The sequence below is a fragment of the Sphingomonas agri genome, from assembly GCF_038148795.1.
Classification (GTDB): domain Bacteria; phylum Pseudomonadota; class Alphaproteobacteria; order Sphingomonadales; family Sphingomonadaceae; genus Sphingomicrobium; species Sphingomicrobium agri.
Genome location: NZ_JBAPEU010000002.1, coordinates 533766 through 553613, shown reverse-complemented (window position 1 = coordinate 553613; position 19848 = coordinate 533766). Strand labels below are relative to the sequence as shown.

Annotated in this window: 17 protein-coding genes; 8 read left to right on the top strand and 9 right to left on the bottom strand. The window is 63.1% G+C overall.

All coding sequences use genetic code 11. From position 1 onward, the window contains the following. Positions 1 to 23 precede the first annotated feature (23 nt). From V8192_RS09500 to V8192_RS09475, 6 genes are all read right to left on the bottom strand, one after another. The gene (locus tag V8192_RS09500; protein ID WP_341632833.1) at positions 24 to 623 is read right to left on the bottom strand and encodes a DUF4126 domain-containing protein; all 600 of its coding nucleotides are present in this window, start codon (positions 621 to 623) and stop codon (positions 24 to 26) included. 7 nt (positions 624 to 630) lie between these two features. Continuing rightward, entirely contained in the window at positions 631 to 1407 is a 777-nt protein-coding gene (locus V8192_RS09495; RefSeq protein WP_341632832.1) for an SPFH domain-containing protein, read from the bottom strand. A gap of 29 nt (positions 1408 to 1436) precedes the next feature. Then, positions 1437 to 2612, bottom strand: a complete 1176-nt coding sequence (locus V8192_RS09490; protein WP_341632831.1) for an acetyl-CoA C-acyltransferase — start codon at positions 2610 to 2612, stop codon at positions 1437 to 1439. 10 nt (positions 2613 to 2622) lie between these two features. Beyond that, positions 2623 to 3072, bottom strand: coding sequence for a MaoC family dehydratase (locus tag V8192_RS09485; protein WP_341632830.1), 450 nt, complete (start codon positions 3070 to 3072; stop codon positions 2623 to 2625). Between the two features lie 193 nt (positions 3073 to 3265). After that, complete coding sequence (locus tag V8192_RS09480) at positions 3266 to 4348, bottom strand: mechanosensitive ion channel family protein (RefSeq protein ID WP_341632829.1); 1083 nt, start codon at positions 4346 to 4348, stop codon at positions 3266 to 3268. Next, positions 4345 to 5325 carry a DNA topoisomerase IB gene (locus V8192_RS09475; RefSeq protein ID WP_341632828.1) on the bottom strand — a complete coding sequence of 327 codons (981 nt, stop codon included), beginning with the start codon at positions 5323 to 5325 and terminating at the stop codon, positions 4345 to 4347. The genes V8192_RS09480 and V8192_RS09475 overlap by 4 nt, the downstream gene beginning before the upstream one ends. Before the next feature lie 140 nt (positions 5326 to 5465). On the opposite strand from V8192_RS09475, the gene V8192_RS09470 reads away from it, so the two are divergent. From V8192_RS09470 to V8192_RS09460, 3 genes are all read left to right on the top strand, one after another. Further along, complete coding sequence (locus tag V8192_RS09470; protein WP_341632827.1) at positions 5466 to 6047, top strand: DJ-1/PfpI/YhbO family deglycase/protease; 582 nt, start codon at positions 5466 to 5468, stop codon at positions 6045 to 6047. Between the two features lie 48 nt (positions 6048 to 6095). Next, a complete protein-coding gene (locus V8192_RS09465; RefSeq protein WP_341632826.1) occupies positions 6096 to 6656 on the top strand; it encodes a hypothetical protein in 561 nt (186 codons plus the stop codon). A gap of 156 nt (positions 6657 to 6812) precedes the next feature. Beyond that, positions 6813 to 7457 carry a S24 family peptidase gene (locus tag V8192_RS09460; protein WP_341632825.1) on the top strand — a complete coding sequence of 215 codons (645 nt, stop codon included), beginning with the start codon at positions 6813 to 6815 and terminating at the stop codon, positions 7455 to 7457. Here V8192_RS09460 and V8192_RS09455 read toward each other — a convergent pair. Continuing rightward, on the bottom strand, positions 7454 to 7624 hold the full coding sequence (locus V8192_RS09455; protein ID WP_341632824.1) for a hypothetical protein: 171 nt from the start codon (positions 7622 to 7624) through the stop codon (positions 7454 to 7456). The genes V8192_RS09460 and V8192_RS09455 overlap by 4 nt on opposite strands. Positions 7625 to 7634: 10 nt before the next feature. Here V8192_RS09455 and V8192_RS09450 point away from each other — a divergent pair, with 10 nt between their 5' ends. The 5 genes from V8192_RS09450 to V8192_RS09430 all read left to right on the top strand — a co-directional run bounded on the left by V8192_RS09450 (position 7635) and on the right by V8192_RS09430 (position 17171). Further along, a complete protein-coding gene (locus V8192_RS09450; RefSeq protein ID WP_341632823.1) occupies positions 7635 to 7946 on the top strand; it encodes a hypothetical protein in 312 nt (103 codons plus the stop codon). A gap of 95 nt (positions 7947 to 8041) precedes the next feature. Further along, entirely contained in the window at positions 8042 to 10030 is a 1989-nt protein-coding gene (locus V8192_RS09445) for an autotransporter assembly complex protein TamA (RefSeq protein ID WP_341632822.1), read from the top strand. After that, a complete protein-coding gene (locus V8192_RS09440; protein ID WP_341632821.1) occupies positions 10030 to 14202 on the top strand; it encodes a translocation/assembly module TamB domain-containing protein in 4173 nt (1390 codons plus the stop codon). Before V8192_RS09445 ends, V8192_RS09440 begins: the two co-directional genes overlap by 1 nt. A gap of 150 nt (positions 14203 to 14352) precedes the next feature. Beyond that, a complete protein-coding gene (locus tag V8192_RS09435; RefSeq protein ID WP_341632820.1) occupies positions 14353 to 15762 on the top strand; it encodes an amino acid permease in 1410 nt (469 codons plus the stop codon). Then, positions 15759 to 17171: a hypothetical protein gene (locus V8192_RS09430; RefSeq protein WP_341632819.1), complete on the top strand. Its 1413-nt coding sequence runs from the start codon at positions 15759 to 15761 to the stop codon at positions 17169 to 17171. The genes V8192_RS09435 and V8192_RS09430 overlap by 4 nt, the downstream gene beginning before the upstream one ends. Here the strand turns inward: V8192_RS09430 and V8192_RS09425 are convergent. Beyond that, positions 17161 to 18078, bottom strand: a complete 918-nt coding sequence (locus tag V8192_RS09425; protein WP_341632818.1) for a PilZ domain-containing protein — start codon at positions 18076 to 18078, stop codon at positions 17161 to 17163. The genes V8192_RS09430 and V8192_RS09425 overlap by 11 nt on opposite strands. 154 nt (positions 18079 to 18232) lie before the next feature. Beyond that, the gene (gene glnA, locus V8192_RS09420; RefSeq protein WP_341632817.1) at positions 18233 to 19645 is read right to left on the bottom strand and encodes a type I glutamate--ammonia ligase; all 1413 of its coding nucleotides are present in this window, start codon (positions 19643 to 19645) and stop codon (positions 18233 to 18235) included. Between the last annotated feature and the right edge of the window lie 203 nt (positions 19646 to 19848).

The window sequence follows — 19848 nt, the reverse complement described above, 5'->3', positions numbered from 1 at the left end:
TTCACACTCCTCTTTTGGCGCACTCAACCCGCCTGCCGCCCTTTAGGTTCAAGAAAGCGCCGGACCATATGCCTCGCCGCGAGTACGAGCCAGATCGACAGGATCACGAGAACGAGCGCGATTAGTGCCGAGGCAATTGGATTGGCAATCGCAAGGCCGAGCAGGCCTGCCGTTGCAACATCCTCTCCGGTCGAGACGATCGCGTTCGAGAAGGGCTCCGGACTTGCATTGACAAGCGTTCGAGCACCCGCCTTTCCGGCATGGGCGACGAGCGCTGAAGCACCGCCTAAAAGGAAACTTCCGACCTGCCAGGCGGGGTCGGCACCGTCGACGATAGCCATCGCGAGCAAAGCCCCGCCAAGGGGGCGGACAACCGAATGGACGGCGTCCCAGAGGCTGTCCACCCAGGCGATCTTGTCGGCAAAGAATTCGGCAACCGCGCCGAGCGCGGCGATGCCGATGATCCAGTTATTGGCAAGGGCGTCGAGCGCGTGAAGCTGCTGGGGCAGCGCGACCCATCCAAGCTTCATCGACAGGCCCACCGCGAAGGTGACGAAGTAGAGGCGCCAGCCGGCGAGCAGGCTGACGGTCGATGCCAGCGCGATCAGCTGGATTGCACTCACCCTCGGCTCATTCGGCCGTCGCAGGCGGCAGGCCCGCGATCTTCCTTGCGGCATGGACGAGTTCGACCGGAAGCATCGCGATGATCGTGCTGTTGTGTTCGACTCCGATCTCGGCAAGCGCTTGCAGCCGCCTCAGTTCGAGCGCTCCCGGGACGGCGCTGATCACCTCTGCCGCGCTCGAGAGCTTCGCAGCCGCTTCCTGCTCGCCTTCGGCGCGGACGATGCGTGCCCGCTTCTCGCGGACCGCCTCCGCCTCCTTGGCAATGGCTCTTTGCATCTGCTCGGGGATGTCGACGTCCTTGATTTCGACCGAATCGATTTCCACCCCCCATTTCAGCGAGGCGTCTCGAAGCAGCTGCTGAAGCCGGTGATTGATGGAGGCGCGGTCCTTCAGCATGAGATCAAGATCGCTTTGCCCGATGGCATCACGAAGCGCCGTCTCGGCGGCCTGGACCGTCGCCCCTCGCCAGTCCTCGACCGCCGTCACGACCTGAATGGGCGAATCCGCGCGAAACCACAGGACTGCATTCACCCGTACCGCGACACCATCGCGCGTGATGGTTTCCTGGGTTTCCAATTGATAGGTGATGATCCGCTGGTCGACCCTAACGACGCGGTCAACAAAGGGAATGAGCCAGTACCAGCCCGGCCCCTTGGTCTGCCCGAGACGACCCAGGCGAAACAGGACACCGCGCTGATATTCCTGATTGATCCCGAAGCTCTTGAGCGACGTAACCAGGAACAGCACGACGATGACGGCCAGAAGGCCCACGGCGACAGGCATTGGCTTTCCCCGAAAGAATCGGCAGCCGATTATAGCACTTCGAACAATCCTGCCGCGCCCATTCCTCCCCCGACGCACATCGTGACCATGACGTGCTTCGCGCCGCGGCGTTTGCCCTCGATGAGTGCATGGCCGACGAGGCGCGCACCACTCATCCCATAGGGGTGGCCAATCGAGATCGCACCGCCGTTCACATTCAGCCGGTCCTCGGGGATTCCAAGCTTGTCCATGCAGTAGAGCACCTGGACTGCGAACGCCTCATTGAGTTCCCAGAGTCCGATATCGTCCATGGAAAGGCCAAAGCGCTTCAGAAGCTTCGGCACTGCGAATACCGGCCCGATTCCCATTTCTTCAGGAGCAGTCCCGGCGACAGCCATGCCTATGTACCGGCCCAGCGGCTCAAGCCCCCGCTTCTCGGCGAGGGACGCCTCCATCACGACCGAGGCCGACGCCCCGTCGCTGAGCTGGCTCGCATTACCTGCGGTGATCACGCTTCCCGGCCCTCGCACCGGCTCGAGCTTCTGCAGTCCCTCAAGGGTGGTCTCCGGCCGATTGCCCTCGTCGCGGTCGAGCGTCACCTCTTTCATTGAGACCTCTCCGGTCTCCTTGTCCTTGACCGCCATCTTCGCCGCCACCGGAATGATTTCATCGTCGAACTTGCCGGTTCGCTGGGCCTCAGCGGTCCGCTGCTGCGAGCGAAGCGCGTATTCGTCGCAGCGATCGCGCGAAATCGAATATCGCTTGCCGACGATCTCGGCGGTGTCGATCATCGGCATGTAGACACCGTTGTGCATGCTCAGGAGCTCGGGGTCCGGTCCAAGCCGCATCTCTCCCGTCTGGACGAGGCTGATGCTCTCCACTCCGCCGGCGACGACGATATCCATTCGATCGACGATCACCTGCTTTGCTGCGGTCGCGATCGACATGAGGCCGGACGAGCATTGGCGGTCGATCGACATGCCGGCCACTTCCACGGGCAACCCGGCGCGAAGGGCAGCGGTTCGCCCAATCGTCGTCTGGACCCCCTGTTGGAGCGCCGCCCCCATGATAACGTCGTCGACCTCGGCGGGATCGACTCTTGCGCGTTCCACCGCCGCGCGGATTGGATGCGCGGCAAGGGTAGGCGAGGGCGTTGCGTTGAAAGCGCCCCGATAAGCTTTTCCGATGCCTGTTCGGGCGGTCGAAACGATCACGGCGTCGCGCATCAAAATCTCCTCAGGTGAAAATCAGGCCGAGCCAGACGGCGGTCAGCGCCGGCTTGTCCTCGCCTTCGATTTCGACGGTCACGATGTGCCGCATCAATATCTGACCGGGCGCCTTCTCCTCAATCGAGTCAAGGATGAAGCGTCCCCGTACGCGTTTGCCCGAGCGAACCGGAGCGAGGAATCGCACCCGGTCCAGGCCGTAATTGACGGCCATCTTCACCCCTTGAGGAATGAGCATCGCCTCGGCTCCCATCCGGGAGAGCAACGAAAGCGAGAGGAAACCGTGCGCGATCGTTCCGCCAAATGGCGTCTGAGCGGTCACGTCGACGTGAATGAATTGGCGGTCCTCGGTCGCTTCGGCGAAGGCGTCGATCCGTGCCTGGTCAACTGTCAGCCACGAGGAGGTGCCGACTTCCTGGCCGATGCGGGCGCGGATATCGTCGAGGCTTGCGAGGGGCATCGCGCTTATTTGCAGAGGTGTGAATAGGAGTGCAATGGGCGACGCTCAAACATGCTGCAGCTAAGCTAGAGATGCCCACTCCGGAAATGCAGGTCGAACATCAGGCCTCGATCACACCCGAGAACTGGAAGCGGATGTTCGAGCAGCGCGGGATCGCTCTCGACGGACAGCCGATCGAAGGCGCCAGGGACGCCTAGAAGGGGAGCGGGGCCGTCGGCTGGTCCGATGCCCGCATGAGATGCAGCTTATTCTTCCCGATCCGCTCGATCAGCGCGCTGAGGATCGCCGACCGGTTCGCCGCCATCATCTCGTTGTCGCGCGTCGTATCGTCGTAGACCAAGTCGTAGGTCAGTGCTCCGCCTCCGGCACCGGCAAGTGCACAGCGCACGAGCTTGCATCCCTTTCGGTCCGCGACCGCAGCCGCCGCCGCTTCGCCCACGGCCTTGATCGAGGCTGCCGAAGCATCGCCTGCAATTGCAATATAGAGGGTGAACCTCCGTGCCTTTGCCTGCGCGAGATTATGGATCTCCCGCTCGAGCAGCTTGGTGTTCGCCATGATCAGCTGCTCGCCCGTCACCGAACGCAGCCGCGTCGTCTTGAGACCGATGCGTTCGACGGTTCCGGTGCTCTGGTCGTAGCGGATGGTGTCGCCCTTCTTGAACGGCTTGTCGAACAGGATCGAAAGGGCTGCGAACAGGTCGGAAAAAATGCCCTGCGCAGCGAGGCCGATCGCAATGCCGCCGATGCCGAGCCCCGCCACCAACGCGGTGACGTTGACCCCGAGGTTGTCGAGTATGAGGATCCCCGCAATCGCGAACAGCGCGACGCTGACCAGCACTCGGATGATGGCCATGGCATTGCCAAGCGCACTGGAACTGCTGTCTTCCGCCACCCGGCGACCAATCAGTCCCAGGATCAGCTCACGCCCCCAGATCGCCCCCTGCAGGGCAAAGGCGATCACGAACAAGATGTCGATGAGGCGTGCAACCCTGTGGGGAAGATCGGCATAGGTTGAGACCACGTCCGCCGCGGCAAGGACCATGAACGCAAGACTTGTTCTTGCAAACACCCGGCCGATTACGGCCCTCCAGCTCATTGCCAGCTCATCGCGCCGGATGGTCCGCTCGCCGTAGCTTCGAAGCACGAGCATGATGGCGACGAGTGCAGCCGCGGCGGCGAGGCCGACGACCAGTCCTTCGCGATTGGCCTCGAACCAGGCCGAGAGCATTTTCACCCCCATGAGCGGCGTCTTGGCGGCCCTTGCGCCCGCGATCAAGCGGCGGCTGTTCGCGCCGCTTGCCTTGGCTTCCTGCGCGGGCGCTTGCCCACCCTAACCAGGAATTCGAGCAAGGCGACTTCGGCACTGGAGAGGCGCTTTTTCCCGCGCGGCCGCTCCATGGCGTCGAGCGGATCGCGCGGGTTCACCTTCACTGCCTCGAGCAACTGAGGGTGAACATAAGACTTGCGGCTGATGGCGGGAGTGTTGCCAAGTGCCTCGGCCACGGGCTCGACGACGGTCTTGACGCTGATGCGTGCATTTTCGCTTTTTCGCAGCAACTGCTCGATGGCGATCACGCTCGCGCCCCAGGTGCGGAAGTGCTTGGCGGTGAAATCGCCTCCCGTCGCCTGCCTGATGTATTCATTGACGTCTCCCGACGTGATCGGCTTGGGCACCCCGTCTCCGTTGATATATTGGAACAGCATCTGGCCTGGCAGCTCCTGGCAGCGCTTGCAGATGCGCTTAAGGTGGGTGTCGGTGATGCTGACCTCATGAACGATCCCGTGCTTGCCGGTAAATCGCATCAGGAGCGAGTGACCGCTTCGCCGAAGGTGGCGGCGCCTTAAGGTTGTCGCGCCGTAGCTCTTGTTCTGCTTTGCATATTCTTCGTTCCCCACCCGGATATGCTCAGTGTCGAGAAGGCGGACGATTGCGGCAAGAACGGCGTCTTTGGACAGTTCCCGGCGCCTGAGATCCTGATCGACCCGCCGGCGGAGCCGCTGCAGAGACTTTCCGAATTCCAGCAGTCCTTCATATTTCGCGCTTTCCCGCTTGGCGCGGAAATCGGCGTGATAGCGATATTGCGTGCGCCCTCGTGCATCGATGCCGGTTGCTTGGAGATGACCGTTCGGATCGGCGCAAAACCACGCGTTCGCGTAAGCAGGGGGAAGTCCGATTGCGTTGAGCCGCTCGATCTCTTCGCGGTCGGTGATGCGATCACCTTCGGGTCCGAAATAGGCCCAGTATCTGCCCATTCGTTTGCGGGTGATTCCTGGCTCGGTGTTGCTGCTATGCCGAAGCATTTTCGCGGCCAGCTGGTTTTACTCGACTCATCAAGCGGCATAAGCGAGCGGGGCGAGAGCGGGTTCCTGCGAGCAAGTGAAGGAGGTACCCAATGCCGTCGATTCCGAACTCCAGAATTTTGATCGTCGCCACCGACGGGTTCGAGGAATGGGAGCTCTTTGGCCCGCGTCAGATCCTGCAGCAGCGGGGTGCCGAGGTCGTTCTTGCCTCGCTGACGCGCGACCCGATTCAGGCGACGGTCCATGATGATCCCGGAAAGACCATCCGTCCCGATATCACCATCGAGGAGGCCAATCCGGACGATTTCGAAGCGCTCATCCTGCCAGGAGGCGTCCGCAATCCCGACCACCTCCGCATCCACGGCAATGTGATTGCACTCATCAAGGCCTTCGCAGAAGAGGGCAAGCCGATCGGCGCAATCTGCCATGGCCCCTGGCTGCTCGTGGAAGCAGATCTCCTGCGCGGGCGGAAAGCCACTAGCTGGCCGTCAATTCGCACCGATCTAAGGAATGCGGGCGCCAACGTCGTCGACGAAGCCGCCGTCATCGACGCCAATATCGTCACCAGCCGAAATCCCGACGATGTCGAGGCCTTCACGAACGCACTCATCGACCTCATCGAAAAGCTGCCCGAGGTCGAGACGATCGATCACCCCCGCGAGGTGCCCGCCTAACGGAGTGGAAACCTTCCTTGGCTAAAAGTCCGCGCGATGAACGCGCGGATGATCAATCGTATCGAGACCGGTGCCGAACAGGTGGCGGCTGCGCTCCTTGGAGGCTCGGCGGGCTACGCCGCTTTTGCGCTGTCCGGCGGGGCTCAGCGCACTTTCTATGCCGCCGGTGCATCGGCTCTGGTCTACATTCTGTGCCGCATGGGAATGAAGGCGGCGAGCGGAGGGAAGGCCCGCTTCGACCTCCGAATTTTGGACGTGAGCAGTCTTGGCATCCCCGAGCCGGAAGAATTGCTGCTGACGGAGCAGGTCAGCGAGGAGCTGCTCCTTACTCAATCGGATCGCCTCGATGCCGAGCTCCTCCTGACCGACGCGGACCGGCTTCCAGGCACAGGCGCGCCAATGTCCGAGCCGCTGCTCCTCGATGATGTTCTTGCGGCGGTGGGCGCGGATGCACGTGTTGTTCGCCTGTTCGACCGGAAGGCGATGCCGACGCCTGGTCAGATGAGCTCCAGCATCGAGCGGCATCTCGACCGGGGAGCCGGTCCCGGACCCGATGCGGCGCAGGCGCTGTCGGACGCGCTCGCCCAACTGAGACGTTCGCTTCGCTAGCGAATAACCGGGACTGCGATCCCTGCCGCTTCGTCGCCGCCGACCGCCTCTGTGCAAAATCCTGTCGGAAGCTTCTCAGAAATCGAACGCGAGGTCGATTTTGCCGTGGATCCCTGATAGTCTAGGAAAATTCCTACGGCCATGAAATGATCCGCGATGGACGACCCCCGCCTTGCTCTCGAGCGGCTCTGTAAGGAGCGCGGCGAAGATTTTGCCGGGCTTTCGCGCATGCTCGGGCGCAACGCTGCCTATGTCCAGCAATACGTCCGTCGCGGCGTGCCAAAGAGGCTTCGGGAGGAGGAGCGGCGCAAGCTCGCCCGCTATTTTGCAGTTCCCGAAACACTTCTTGGCGGACCCGTAGATGCCGCGCTGGCGCCAGGCGGCCTCGTCAGCATCGTCCGGCACAAGGTGATGGTTTCGGCGGGCCCTGGCGCGGTGCCGGGGGAGGAGCCTGGAAAGCCCTATTTCGCATTCGACGAACGCTGGCTGAAAGCCCTGACTCCAAGTGCCCCCGCAAGCCTGTCGATCGTCCGTGTCGAAGGGGATTCGATGGCCCCGACCCTCAGCGCCGGCGATGACATCCTGGTCGACCTTGGCGATGGCGCCGATAGGCTCCGGGATGGAATTTACGTCTTGCGAAGCGATGATGCGCTGGTGGTGAAGCGCGTGGCACTCAATCCCGTCGCCCGCCGGGTGACGGTCCAGTCGGATAATCCTGCCTATCCTGACTGGCCCGATTGCGAACTTGCGGACATCAATCCGATTGGGCGGGTGATCTGGGCCGGTCGAAGGATCGTCTAGCTGCGCCGGAAATAGTCGATCGCCCAGGTGAGCAGGGCAAGAGCGATCCCCACCCCCGTGCCAATCAGGATCCCTTTCATCGGATTGCCGATGGCAAGACCGAAGGGCAGTCCGGCAAGGATAAAAATCGTGAGGAAACAGCCGCCAGCGCGGGTTGAGCTTTGCATCGGCGCCGCAATGCCAAGTGCGTGGCCGTTCGCCAAGAGCGAACATGGTCAACGCCGCGTTGACGATGATCGTCCGCAGTCGCTCAATGGTCGCCGGGTTAGAAGCGTTCCGATGGACATGCTCTTCATTCATGGCCGCGTTGCGCTCGCCGATGCTTCAGATCTCATTGAGCGTTACGGCGACGATGCCGGCTTCGAGGCTGCATCGCGCGCCGAGCGCAGCCGCGACAACGGCAATGTCGAGCGATTCTGCCACTGGCGGCAGATCGAGCGCGTCATAGCGACCCTTAGCAGCGACGAAATCGTGGGAACGGTTCACTAACCGATCCTCCTGCCGCCGGAACGTACTGGCGCCATTCAGGAGCCCCGGGTAAGGCTTGCTCTTCAATGAGCGGGAGGGGTTCAAGGATCAGTGCCGTGCGGCTGCTGTGTGCGGCTGCAGCGGCATCCTTTGAGCCGTCAGTGCTCCTCGCGCAGGCTGCACCGCAGACGCCCCCACCGAAGGAGCAGCAGCCCGACGCTGCAGAACTCGATCCCAACGCACCTCTGGCGCCGTTGCCGGACCTTGGGGTCGCGTGGCCCGAGCTGAACGCGAAGGATGTCGCAGCACCTCCGCCACCGGTGATCACGTCGCAGTCCAAAACCCGTCGCCTCGTCGCGGCGGGCGCTGGGGACATCCGGTACACGCTCGAGGTCGAAGGCCTCGGCTCGCTCGGCAATTTTGAGGAGCTGATGCGGAATTTCCGCCAGCAGTCCGCGCTCGAGGCAGAACGCAAGCGCCCTGCGAATGCAGCCCAGATCGGCCGGCGTGCGAGCGCCGATGCGGACCTACTTGCCCAGTTGCTTCGGTCGCAGGGCTATTATGATGCCGACGTCGAGCCAAGGACCGAAAAGGCCGGCGACGCGCTGCGCGTGGTGCTCGCGGCGGAGCCGGGCCAGCAATACCGTTTTGCCTCGGTCGACCTGCCGGGCCTCGAGGCCGCCGGCCCCGAAGCCGCGAGGTTGAGGGACGCCTTCGCGGTGAAGGCCGGCGATCCCGTCATCGCTGCCGACGTGATTGCAGGCGGTCTTGCGCTAACGCAGTCGCTGGGGGAGGCGGGATTTGCCGGAGCGAGGCTGGGTGACCAGGACATCGAGGTCAATCACGAGACGCACCTTGCGACCCTCACCCTGCCGGTTAATCCGGGTCCGGTCGCCCGCTTCGGCGCAATCCACGTCAGCGGCCGTCCCAACTTCAGCGCACGGCACGTCGGCATCATCGCACGCTTCAAGCGGGGCGACCCGTTCAAGCGCTCCAAGCTCGACGATCTGAGGCGCGCGCTTATTGCGACAACGCTCGTTGCCAACGTCGATATCGAGGTGGTTCCAGCCCAGGGCGGACGTGTCGTCGACCTCAATGTCAGGCTCGAACCTGCGCCTCCTCACACTATCGCGGGCGACCTTGGTTACGGAACCGCACAGGGCGTCCTTGCCGAAATCAGCTGGACGAACCGCAATTTCTTCAACCCCGAAGGCGCTCTGACGCTGCGCGGTATCGCAGGCACGACCGAACAGCTCCTGGGAGCACAGGTACGATTTTCAAACTTCCTGCAGCGCGACCAGACTCTCAGCCTGCAGGCGTCGGCCTCGCACCAGAAATTCGCGGCCTACAAGGCAAGGACCATATATCTCGCAGCCAATATCGAGCGTCAGAGCAACTTCATCTGGCAGAAGAAATGGACCTGGTCGTACGGAGGTGAGTGGCTCGCGACGGACGAACGCGGCGTGTTCAGCAGCACCGGCGTCAAGGACACCAGGACCTTCCTCGTTGCAGCCGCGCCGCTCACTCTTGGGTACGACGGCAGCGACAGTCTGCTCGATCCGACGCGCGGCTTCCGGCTGAGCGGCCGGATCAGCCCCGAAATCTCCTTCCACGGCGGACACATGACCTATGTCCGCGCTCAATTCGATGCGAGCGCCTACCATCCCGTCTCGGACAGGGTCGTTCTTGCGGGCCGTGTTCGCCTCGGCACCATCGTCGGCGCCGGCGTCTTCGATATAGCACCGTCGCGCCGTTTCTATTCCGGCGGGGGCGGATCGGTTCGCGGTTACGGCTATCAGCAACTCGGGCCCAAGGACCAGGATGGTGATCCCATCGGGGGCAGAGGCCTTGCCGAATTCGGCCTCGAAGCGCGCGTCAGGCTGAAGCAGTTTGGCGGCAATTTCGGGATCGTGCCCTTCTTTGATGGCGGCTCGCTTGCAACCGGCATCCGTCCTGCGTTCGACAAGTGGCGTTACGCGGCCGGGCTCGGGCTGCGCTATTATTCGAGCTTCGGGCCCATCCGCATCGATCTCGGCGTCCCGCTCAACCGCCAGAAGGGCGATGGTCCGTTTGCGGTCACCGTCTCGCTCGGCCAGGCTTTCTGATGGCCGAGGTCGCGGTCGATACACAGACACGGGAGCGGCCCCCGCGGCGATTGCGGCGAGACTGGGTGCGGCGCCTGCTCAACGAGCTCTTCGCGCTGTTCGTCGCGCTCCTTTTCCTGTTCGCAGGCCTGCTTGTGCTTCTCGACAGCGCGCCCGGGCACCGCTTCATCGTCGACCAGCTCAGCAAGCTCGAGACCGCCTCGGGTTTGCGCATCCGCATCGGACGCATTGACGGCTCAATCTTCGGCAAATCGCAGTTGCGCAATGTCACGATCGCCGACGGTCGCGGCGTTTTCCTCACATCGCCCAACATCAAACTCGACTGGACGCCTGGGGCATGGCTCGACAACAAGTTGTACGTCGACAGCCTGACTGCCGAGCGTGTGACGCTCATCCGCATTCCCAAACTCAAGCCGAGTACCAAGAAAGGCCCGATTCTTCCCGGGTTCGACATCCACATCGGCCAACTGCGCATCGATCGGCTCGACATCGGCCCGGCGGTGGGGGGCAAAGCGCGCAGCGGCAGGGTGCGAGGCAAGGCCAATGTCCACCGTGGCCGAGCGCTCGTCGAACTTGCGGCCGTCATCAACGGCGGCGGCGACCGGATTGGCTTCCGTCTGGATGCGGAGCCCGACCGTAACCGGTTCGACGTCGCTGCAAGGGTGATTGCACCGGCGGACGGTCTGGTCCCAGCGCTCATCGGCGCCAATCGGTCGGTCAATCTCTCGGTCGGCGGCAAGGGCAGCTGGACGCGCTGGCGCGGGACTGCTGCACTCGACCTCTCCGGCCGCCCCGCGGCACGTCTTGCTCTCGGGGTCGATAGCGGCAGGTATCAGCTGCAGGGCCAGATGGCGTCCGCTCCATTCCTGACGGGCAAATTGCAGCGGCTGACCTCGCCCATCGTCACGATCCGGGGTGACGCGACGCTGAAGGACCGGCTGCTCGACGGCGAGCTTGCTGCGGGCTCTCCCGAGCTTCGGGCAGTCGCCAGGGGCACGATCGACCTTGCGAACAACTATTATCGCGGAATGCGGCTCGGCATCGATCTTTTGAAACCTCCTGCGCTGTTCACCAACATGACGGGCAAGAGCGTACGCATGGTGTGGACGCTCGACGGTCCGTTCGCGACCGCAGATTATTCCTACCGACTGACTTCCGGTTTCGTGCAGTTCGACAATAACGGATTTACGGGCTTGCATGCCGAAGGGCGGGGACGCCTAACGCCCTGGCCGATGCGGGTGCCCATCCGCCTGTCCGCAAAGGCGATCACCGGTATTGGCGACGTCGCTGGCGCGATGCTTGCCAATCCCACCATCGAAGGATGGCTGACCCTCACGCCCAAGCTCGTGCAGGGAGAGGGCCTCAGGCTCACCAGCGCGAAGTGGACTGGCAAGCTTTCGCTCCTCATCGACCTCGTCACCGGCCGCTTCGACGTCCTTCTCTCGGGGGCGATGCAACGCTATCTGATCCCGGGTCTGGGCATTGTCGACGTCGTTACCGATCTCCATGTCGTGCCCGGTCCCAACAATAAGGGCAGTCACGTCGTCGGCACTGCCAGAGCCTGGGTCCGGCGGCTCGACAACAGCTTTTTCCAAAGCCTCACCGGCGGGTTGCCGTCGCTCACGACCAGTCTCGAGCGTGGTAATGACGGCATTGTCCACTTCACGAACCTGCAGATCTACTCGCCCAAGTTGAGGCTGTCTGGCGCAGGCGTCCGCTTCAAAGACGGGACGTTCCACATCAACGCTGCGGGACGCCAGGCGAAATATGGGCCCGTGAGGCTGGTGCTCGACGGTCATATCGAGCGACCCAGGCTCGACGTCTTCCTCGCCAGTCCCAATGAGGCGCTCGGGATCACCGCCATGCGCCTGTCGCTCGATCCGATTGCGGCGGGCTACAATTACCGCGCGAGCGGAGGCTCGCGGCTCGAAGCATTCACGAGCAACGGCCAGATCCTTCTACCGCACAATGCGCCGACGGTAATTGCCGTTGCAGCACTCGACGCAGGCCCCGCCCATGCGAGCGGCACTCTTACTTCCCTTCCGGGAGGGTTCAGCGGACGACTGACGCTTGCGAGGAGTGCCCTGGGCGGGACACTGGATTTCGCGCCTGCTGGCGGAGCGCAGCGTATCGATGCACACCTCGTCGCGAGCAACGCCAACTTCCCGACTGCTTTCTCGGTGCGGAGCGGCAGGGCGGATGGCATCATCATTCTCGCCGACGACCGCACGACCATCGAAGGCAGCCTCGACGGCCGCGGTATTTCGGCAGGGGCGGTCACGCTCGCCCGGCTCACCGCCAATGCCCGCCTGACCAACGGCACCGGCCAGGTCCGGGCTGCGTTCGCAGGCCGCCGCGGCGCAGCCTTCGCTTTCTCCACCCTGGCCGACATTTCGCCCGACACGATCAGACTTACAGGAAGCGGGCGGATCGAACGTCAGCCCCTTGTCCTCAACCAGCCGGCCGTGCTCACTCGCTCCGGCGATGGCTGGGCACTTGCTCCGACCAATCTCAGTTTTGCCGGCGGGAACGCGACGCTCTCGGGGCGCAGCGGTTCCGCTCCGGAAATCCACGCACAGCTGGCGGCAATGCCTTTGCAAGTGCTCGATCTGCTCTGGCCCAACCTCGACCTGTCGGGTTCAGCAACCGGCCGCCTCGACTATGCCTGGAAAAGCAATCGAAGCGGCCGCCTCGACCTGAAGGTCCATGGGCTGAGCAGGGCCGGCCTGGTGCTTGCCTCCAAGCCGATCGACGTTGCCGTCGCTGCAATCGTCAACGGAAACCAGGCGGGACTGCGCGCCGTCGCCGCCAGTGACGGATCGATCGTCGGGCGCGCGCAAGCAAAGTTCGCCCCGATGGGGCCGGGGCCCTTGGTTGCAGAGCTGATGAACGCGCCTCTGTTCGCGCAACTTCGCTATGTCGGACCGGCCGACACCCTCTGGCGGCTGACGGGCAGCGAGATCATCGACATGTCAGGTCCGCTTGCCGTTGGCGCCGACATCGGCGGCCGCCTTGCCGATCCGGTGATCCGCGGGTCCCTGCGAACCCAGAACGGACGCCTCGAGAGCCAGGTCACTGGAATGGTGATCGACCATGTCGCGAGCCAGGCCACCTTCTCGGGTCCGCAGCTGATTTTCCGCGAGATCACCGGGCAGACCACCGGCGGGGGCAGTATTTCGGGCGGCGGCAACATCACCTTCTCGGGCGGAAAGACGCTCCTCAACCTCTCGTTCAACGCCAGCCAGGCCTTGTTGCTCAATCGTGACGACGTCGCGGCCCGGGTCACCGGCCGTGTCGACCTCAAGTCCGATGCCAACGGCGGTCTCATCGCCGGCGATCTCAAGCTCAACAAGGGTCGCTTCCAGCTCGGGCACGCGAGCGCGGCGGCAGCGGTGCCGCAGCTCAACGTTCGCGAAACTGGCCTCGACGAAGAGGACGTGATCGAACCTGCATCGCTCCATCCCTGGAAGCTCAATCTCAAGCTCGCGGGCAGCGATCTCCAGGTTACCGGCCTTGGCATCAGCAGCCGATGGACCACGAACCTCCAGATCGGAGGTCTCGCCGATGCGCCGCGATTTACCGGACGCGCCGACCTCGTCCAAGGCAATTACGATTTTGCCGGCCGCATCTTCCGGATCGATCGCGGAGTCATCCGCTTCCGCGGGGAAAGCCCGCCCGATCCGCTTCTGGACATCCATGCCGAAGCGTCAGTGCAGGGCCTCGATGCATCCGTGAACGTGCGCGGGACGGGCGTCAGGCCGGAGATCAGCTTTGCAAGCACGCCTCCAATGCCCCAGGACGAACTTTTATCGCGGATCCTTTTCGGAACCTCCATCACCAACCTTTCTGCTCCGGAGGCTCTTCAGCTGGCTTCGGCGGTCGCAGCCCTGCAATCGGGAAACGGCAGCCTCGATCCGATCAACGCGCTCCGCCGTGCCATCGGTCTTGATCGCCTTCGGGTCGTCCCCGCCGACGTTGCAACAGGACAGAAAACTGCGCTCGGCGCCGGCAAATACATCACCCGAAGGCTGTATGTTGAGGTGATCACCGATGGAGCGGGCTATTCGGCAACACAGGTCGAATATCAGATGACGCGCTGGCTTTCGCTGCTGTCGACCGTTTCGACCATCGGGCGATCGAACGCGAGCGTTCGCGTCAGCAAGGATTACTAGTCGGCGGTTGACGAAGGCGCGACCGATACGAGGATTGACGAGCCCTGCTGTCATTGCGAGCGTAGCCAGGCAGTCCAGCGCGACTTCGTGGATTGCTTCGTCGCTGCGCTCCTCGCAAGGACGAATGACGCGAGGGGGAGTCACCGAAAGATGAAGAATTGGAACGTCCGCAAAGCGGTCATCGCGCCCGACCAGATGCCCGAGGAGCACCGTCTCAAGAAATCGCTGTCCTGGCCGCATCTTGTCGCCCTCGGGGTCGGAGCGATCGTCGGGACCGGCATCCTGACGCTGATCGGGGTGGGTGCGGGCAAGGCTGGCCCGGCGGTTATCCTCTCCTTCACGATCGCTGGGGTCATCTGCGCGTGCGCGGCGCTCGCCTACGCCGAAGTTGCAACGATGATCCCGGCGTCCGGCTCCGCCTACACCTATAGCTATGTCGTCTTCGGCGAACTTATCGCCTGGATGATCGGGGTGGCACTGATTTTGGAATATACGCTCGTTGTCAGTGCCGTCGCAGTCGGCTGGTCGGGCTATGCCTCGGGATTTCTGAAAGCGATCGGACTGGGATTGCCCGAGGTCCTGATCCAAGGGCCGGAACTCGGCGGCATCATCAACCTTCCGGCGATCTTCATCATCTGGGTCGTGGCTGCGCTCCTCATCGCCGGTACGCGCGAAAGCGCGACGTTCAACGCCATCCTGGTCCTCATCAAGATGGCGGCACTGGCTCTCTTCATTGCCGTCGCCCTGCCGGTCTTTAACGCGGACCATTTCCATCCCTTCATGCCTTTCGGCTTCCCGCGCAGCGGGCCGTCGGGAAGCGAGGTGGGCGTGATGGCCGCCGCGGCGATCATCTTCTTTGCATTCTACGGGTTCGACGCGATTGCCACCGCCGCCGAGGAGGCCAAGAACCCAAGCCGCGACCTTGCGATCGGCATCGTCGGGTCAATGGTGGTCTGTGTTCTCATCTACATGGCGGTGGCCGCAGCGGCGATCGGTGCCGTCGCCTACACGGGCTTTGCAAACAGCACAGAACCACTTGCACTGATCCTGCGCGAAATTGGCCAGCCATGGGCGGCCAAGGTTCTCGGGGCGTCGGCGGTCATCGCACTTCCCACCGTGATTCTCGCCTTCTTCTATGGACAGAGCCGCATTTTCTTCACCGTCGCCAGGGATGGTCTTCTTCCAAGCAGCCTCGCTCGCGTGTCGCGCCGGGGGACGCCTGTCAGGATCACCATCTTCACCGCAATCGTGACCTCGGTCTTTGGCGGACTCATCCCGCTCACCAGCATCGCGGCCCTTGCCAACGCCGGCACGCTCGCCGCTTTCATCGCGGTTTGCGCCGCGATGCTCGTTCTTCGTCGCCGGGAGCCGCATGCCGAGCGCAAGTTCCGTGCACCTGCCGCCCCACTAGTTGCGACAGTAGGGATAGTGGGCTGTCTCTACCTGTTCATCAGCCTTCCGAACCGCACGCAGATCTTCTTCCTCAGCGCCCAGGTTATCGGTCTCGTGCTTTACGCGATCTACGGTAGTCGCGCCGCGGAACGCGCCCGCGCGCGATGAGCACAGCTGCGGTCACGGACAAGCGGGCCGGACAGGCTTCGTCGATCCTTCCCTTGTTCGTTGCCGTGCTGCTGATCCCGGCGGTGCTCGGCAGCTCGAAAACCATTTTCAATGATGGCGACGTGAGCTGGCACATCGCCACCGGTCGATGGATCATCGATCACCGCGTGATCCCGCGTTTCGATCCCTTTTCCTTCACATGGGCGGGAAAGCCTTGGGTGCCGATCGAATGGCTTGCCGAAGTCTTTTACGCCTCTGCCTACCGCCTCGCCGGTTATTCAGGAGTGGCGGCGCTTGTCACTGCTGCACTGATGGCGCTGCATGCAGCGGTCTACCTTAACGCGACCCGATGGGTACGCCTCGCACTCCTGCCCGTCGTGCTCATGGACTTCGCGATCATTCCAATGCTGCTCGCAAGGCCCCACGTCCTCACCTGGCCGCTCCTGGCGGTCTGGCTGCTGCTGATGATGCGAGCGCGTGAACAGGACCGGGCTCCGCCGATCGTCGCGACGCTCCTGATAAGCCTTTGGGCGAACCTTCATGGCGGCTTTGTCTTCGGTCTGCTCGTCACGGCCCTGTTTGGCCTGGAAGCGCTGGTTGCTTCGGTCGATAAGGGAAAGGTGCTGCGGCAATGGATTCCCTTCGGGGCAGCCTGCGCACTCGCTCTATTCATCAACGGCAACGGCCTCGAGGGCGTTCTCCACCCGCTGCGCTTCACCCAGTTGCAGATGCTTCCCCTGATCGACGAGTGGAAACCCTCAAGTCCGGCCCGGACACCCTTCTTCTTCGCTGCACTCGCCCTTGCGCTGGCATTGACCGCCTGGAAGCGGCCACGGCTGCCGTGGACCCGCTGGTTGCTGCTCGCGATCTTCCTTGGCCTCGCGCTGCTGCAGGTCCGCCATCAGGCCATGTTCGCCATCTTGGCGGCAATGATCCTTCCGGAGGGATTTGCGGCGGGGAGAACCGCGGGACCCGCCATCGACCGGTCCATGCGCTGGATAGCTGCCGGCGGCGCACTGCTGCTTGTCTTCGTTCGCGGGCTCATGCCTCTCGAGCCGCCGGACAATGAAGCCAATCCGTGGAACCTCATTGCTGCAGTCCCTGCTGAATTGCGCTCACAGCCGGTCCTTAACGGCTATTCCATGGGCGGTCCGCTCATCCTTTCGGGTATCCGGCCCTATATCGACGGGCGGGGGGACATGTACGGCGACGCGCTTGTCCTCGGTTTCTCGCGGATCACGCACGGCGATGCTTCGGCGTTCGACCAAGCGGTGCAGCGCTGGAACATCCGCTGGGCGATGGTCCCGAACGACGACAAGGCGCTGATCGCGCTGCTCGAACAATCTCGATGGCGAAAGATCCATGCCGACAGGGTCGGCGCGATCTATGCGCGGCCTGCTAGTGTTTGAGGAAGCCGTCGAGCTGTTGCTGAAGCTCGGCGACCGACAGGCGATTCCAGCGCTGGGCGGATCCGTTGTCGCTTGTTCCCGACCCCTTGAGGTATGACGGGGGCGTCCATTCGACGGGTGCGACGCTCGGACGGGCTTCCGCAAGCAGTCCAAGATCGAATTCGGTGTGGAACCTGAGGCCCACTTGGTCCCCGACAGCCCACTCGACCGTAGCTGAGAGCGAGACAGCCTCGCTCAGCTCAAGGAGCGGCTCGGCGCCGACGAGCACTTGGTCGGACGTCTCGATCATCGCGCCCGTGCTCGAGATATTGCGGATGCGGACGTCGGAGCTTTGATAATTGTGATGGAGCGTCGCGTTCCAGATCAGCGGGTGCCGCGCTGCGGTCCGGTGTTCGTCATCTCTTGGCTCCGGCTCGGCCATGGACGGAACGGCCGCCGCTTCTTCGCGCACGGGAAAGGCAATGTGCGGGAAGGTGCGCTCGATCACGTGTCGCAGCACCGTTGCTACCTGGTCGGATGGCCAGTCGAGACGCGTCTCGTGCGCAAACTCGAGGCCGAGACGGCCCTCGCGCATCCAGCAGACGGCACATTCGATAGTTCCGTGCTGGCCAAGGTGGAGATCGATTCGATCCCAGAGCATGGGTTCGAAGTCGGCCGCGATCATTGCGCCGCCCCCCGAGAGGTTGACGAGCTCGACCTCGTGATCAGTGCCGTTGTGCGTGACCCGGGCGCGCTCGCCGGTGAGCCGATGGCGATCCTCGCCCCGGCTATTGGCGCGCTGTCGCGACTCGCGCGCGACCGCCACGCTGTGCAGCGTGTCGGGCCTGGCTCCCTTGGGTTTCTTGCGTCGTAACAGGGATTCCTCGCCGACTGCTGCGCCGCCGTAGATCTTCGCCCTGATATTCATCGCACTGCTCCGTACTCGCGCGACCTATCAATAGTTCGTCGTGGTTACGGAATCGTGCACGCTGTTTTGGGAAGTCGCGATGCCGATGGGAGGAAAGGGAAGGTGGGAGGGTTCCCCCCATCGGCGTCCCGAAAGACTGGATGTTACCGCAAAATTAAGCGGAATAATACATGTCGAATTCAACCGGGCTGGGAGTCGTTTCCCACCGCATGACCTCTTCCCATTTCAGATCGATGTAAGAATCGATCTGGTCGTCGCTGAACACGTCACCGCGCGTCAGGAAGGCCCGGTCGTTCTGAAGGCTGACGAGCGCCTCGCGAAGCGAGCCGCAGACGGTCGGGACGTGGACCAGTTCCTGCGGTGGCAGGTCATAGAGGTTCTTGTCCATCGGGTCTCCGGGATGGATCCGGTTCTGGATCCCGTCGAGACCGGCCATCAGCAACGCCGCATAGGCAAGATAGGGGTTGGCAAGAGCATCGGGGAAACGGAACTCGACCCGCTTCGCCTTTTCGCCTGCGCCGTAGGGGATACGGCAGGAAGCCGATCGGTTGCGGCTTGAATAAGCAAGGAGCACGGGCGCCTCGAACCCCGGAACCAGTCGCTTGTAGCTGTTGGTCGTGGGGTTGGTGAAAGCGTTGAGCGCCCGCGCGTGCTTGATCACCCCGCCAATGAAATAAAGCGCCATCTCGCTGAGGCCAGCATAGCCGTTGCCGGCGAACAGCGGCTTGCCGCCCTTCCAGATCGACATGTGTGTGTGCATCCCGCTGCCGTTATCCTTGGCGATCGGCTTTGGCATGAAGGTTGCCGTCTTGCCGTAGGCATGCGCGACCATGTGGACGACATATTTGTAGATCTGCATGCGGTCGGCAGTCTCGACGAGGCCGCCATAAGTCAGCCCGAGCTCGTGCTGGGAAGCGGCCACCTCGTGATGGTGCTTGTCCATCGGCAGCCCCATCTCCAGCATGGTCGAAACCATCTCGCCGCGGATGTCCATCGCGCTGTCGACCGGAGCGACCGGAAAATAGCCTCCCTTTGCGCGCGGGCGGTGAGCAAGATTGCCGCCTTCATATTCGCGCATGGTGTTGGTCGGAAGTTCGACGTCGTCGATCTTGAAGCCGCTTGCGCTGTAGCCGTCCTCGAACCGGACGTCGTCGAACATGAAGAACTCTGCCTCCGGGCCGACGAACACCGTGTCGCCGATCCCGGTCTGCTTGAGATAGGCCTCGGCTCGGGTGGCCGTCGAACGGGGATCGCGCGCGTAGAGCTCGCCCGTGCTGGGTTCGACGACGTTGCAGAACAACACGAGCATCGGCGTTGCGCTGAAGGGGTCGACATAGGCCGCATCGAGGTCGGGCTTCAGGATCATGTCCGACTCGTTGATCGCCTTCCAGCCGGCGATCGAGGATCCGTCGAACATGAAACCGTCGGTAAGACTGTCCTCGTCCACCACGGTCGAGGCCATGGTGAGGTGCTGCCACTTGCCCTTGGGATCGGTGAATCGGAGGTCGACCCAATCGATCTCCTCATCCTTGAGGCGTGAAAGGATGGTGCCCGCGTTGTTCGCCATTGGATCGGTTTCCGCTCAAAAGTTTCGTAACGCCCGAACGAAAAACGGCGCCGGCCCGGCGGCCTGCCGGACGAGGACGAATTGCGAATCGGGCTTGCACTCACAGATTCCCGACAGACCGGGCGAAGTCAGGAGCGCGGCGAATATTTCACCGGCGGAGCCTCCCGTTGTGCGCAAGCCCAGATGCTGTAGCATTTCCCACC